At 51.6% G+C, this 3052-nt stretch carries 1 protein-coding gene and 1 pseudogene; both read left to right on the plus strand.

All coding sequences use genetic code 11. From position 1 onward, the window contains the following. Positions 1–191, plus strand: a pseudogene (locus tag GIW04_RS29345) (hybrid sensor histidine kinase/response regulator); the annotation flags it as partial. A gap of 121 nt (positions 192–312) precedes the next feature. After that, a partial coding sequence (locus tag GIW04_RS29350; protein WP_236479497.1) for a hypothetical protein occupies positions 313–3052 on the plus strand: 2740 nt, incomplete at its 3' end.

Below are 3052 nucleotides of genomic sequence, written 5' to 3' on the forward strand. Positions count from 1 at the left end.
GTATGAATGGTCGGCAGCTGGCAGAAATAGGCAGGCAGATTCGTCCTGAACTCAAGGTGTTGTTCATTACAGGCTATGCCGAGCACGCAGCGGTGCGCGGTGGTTTTCTCGACCCTGGCATGCAACTGATCACTAAGCCGTTTACTTTCGATTTATTGACCGCCACGGTCCGGGAGATGATCAAGGCATAGGGCGGCCGCGCTACGTAATTCGGCGTTACGGTTGAGCAGGAAATAGATGGAATCGTTGTGGTTGTTTTTCCACATATGTGGGCGAACAACATGTTGCCCACATCGATTAGGAATATTTCTGATGACTGCTATTTCCAACTCACGCGTGTCGGATTTGCATAGCCCTCAACTGGCAAAAGCCGATCCAACACCGTCACCTGCCCACCTCGAGATCGCCACAGAGCTTGCGGGACGGGGAGGAAGCCTCCAGCAAAGGGGGGATCGAAAGTTACTTGAGTTCTACACCCAGGACTTGAAGGAATTGTCGGCCGGCAATCAAGACTATCGACAGGCCACTGTTGAACGTATCCCGCCCCATTCATCCTTCGGGCAGTCGCGTGCGCTGTTGGATAGCATCCTTAAAAGCCCGGCGTTCCAAAACTGGGCCAAAGAGAATGACGTCGATCTCTCAAAAGAGATCACTATTAATCTCGCCAGCGGTACCATCGGCTTCACCACTATGGGTACCAAGCCCCGAAATCCCTTCGACTTTTCGCCGCCCAAGCCCTCCGCCGGATCCGCCGATATTCACAGCTTTATGGGTTGGCCGCTGCTCAAGAGCGCTGCCAACACGTTGGCAGGCTCCGGCAACGTCATAAAGTTTGACCCCGCGACCACCGCAACCAGTGCGAAGGTCGCTGAGATCGCCCAGTTTCATGGTCATACCCTGCCTTTTGACAGCACTCTTTCGCCTGCAGAGCAACAGGCAGCCATCACGCAGTACATCAACAAATGGGAGCATAAAGATGACCTGTTCCCTGAAAATGTCGAAACGCCCTCCCAGAAACATCTGGAGAGTCAAGCCTCGCAACTGGGCGATCTGAATAACCGGAGTTCTGTGATTGCGGCAATAACAAAGGTTGCAGACAGTGTCGTTGAGGGGCTGGAAGACCACGACTCCAAAAGTTCGCTCGCCAATGAAAAAGACCACGCAGAATACAATCTAATTATTAAGCAAAGGATTAACGCTATTCTGGATACGCCCATCCAGATAGATCCCGCGTCATCCTACTTCAAGAACCGCAATCTGAAACCGGGCGTGGCCGTGACGCTGCGCGACTACCTCGTAGGAAGCGGCATTTCACTTCCAGCTAATGAGACTGAGTTAAAGAGCATTGCGCAGTCGTTGGCAAGTCCACCAATTGAAACACCGATGCATGGCAATCTAGGGGGTGCGCTTTCATGGCCAACGCCAATGAGTAATGCTGATCAGCGCGCACTCATCTCCATGACGAATAAGTTTTTGGAAGGCCAACCAGAACGCAACTTGCTCGACTATCTGACACGCGGTCTTGATCTGGGAGATGACGTCTCGAACGATCGTAGCAGTGCCATCGACCGCATCCTCAAGTCACCCAATGCTGAAATCTTCGCCCGGGCGGCCGAACGCGAATTTGGCGAAATTGCATCGCCCGACGTCATCGCCGAATGGGTGTTGACAGCCCTCTACACGTCGATGGATGCCCTTGGCGTCAACACGACTGCGCCAGACTCGAGCCGGACCAAAGTTGCAGGGTTCGACCTGGCCCACGTTAACCTCTCAGGCAAGAACATCGCCGAAATACACAAAGAGCTGGCTCATCACTTACTCGTCAACAAAATCGCTTCAGTGGAAAACCTGGAGCTTGCCATGGAAATCCTGTTATCGCGCAAGGCACCGGAGCTTCTAGTCAAGGAGATACCTGACACATTGGTAAAGGGCACCCACTCCTGGGTCAGTTTTACGACCGCCGTCGCCCGTCTCGAAGCCGAGGCCCCTGGCTCGACCAACAAAATGACGTATGCGCAGGTCATGATGCGAAATGAGCTGGCGCCGATAACGCTGGCAGACAAACTGGTTGAGCAGCAGGCTCAAAGCGACGCATTGAAAGACTGGGGTGTTCAGAACGGCGTGCTGGATTGGAACAGCACAGATAGCTACTCAGAAGAAGATATGGCGAAGGTGCGTGCTGCATTCAAAGACCAGGTGGATCGCTTGAATGAGGCTTCCAATGCGTTTGCGAAGATGCCCCCTAATCTTCATGACATGACCATGGCCTACATAAAAGAGCTGAACCCGCATTTGTCGGAGGAGCAAATCAAACAAAAAGTGCTGACGCCAAAGGAATCCACTTTTTTCTCATTTCCAGGCCCCTACTCACTGCTGGATGTATTCATCCACACCGCGCAACTCCACAAGGAAGTGGATTTGCATACCTATACTTCCAGCGATAAAAATATTGACCTCAGCACCATTACCGCTCCGAAATTCGAAAAAAATTTTGTGAACTCTCATTTTGAAGGCGGGCTGAGAGTATATCTCGATAGCTTTGAACAAGGCACGCAATCGCAAGTCAAGCATTTGATTTCAAAGCTGCCACTTGAAGATCGGAAAATCATTGAACATGGGAAAATCTCGGTTTCTAAGGAAGTTGATGTAACGTACACTCCTTACTCTCAAATCCAAGAACAAAAAGACTCTTCCACCACCAGTGTATTTGTGCAAAGCGAAGTTGTGGATGCACGCGGCAATAAACGCACCCACACGTATGAGATAGACAGCGCCAAGAACACTATTCGAAAACGCCCCGATCTGGATGACACACGCCCAGGCCCCATTCCCGACGATAAAAGGAATGCAAAGCATCTCGTCCCCCTCGTCCCTGATGGCGACTACAAAGAAAATGTCCTCTCGCCCTGGCCTGATAACAGCACCCACGACGCGCCCAACAGTTTCTCCAGCGAAAAGACACAGTACATTGCTGATGCCATGGTGAAAAAAATTAACATCCGCGGTTACGCAGACGAGTTGCGGGGTACTACCACGTTCGATGGTGAAGTAC

This window comes from Pseudomonas sp. PA-4-8C (genome assembly GCF_021606625.1).
Lineage (GTDB): Bacteria > Pseudomonadota > Gammaproteobacteria > Pseudomonadales > Pseudomonadaceae > Aquipseudomonas > Aquipseudomonas lactis.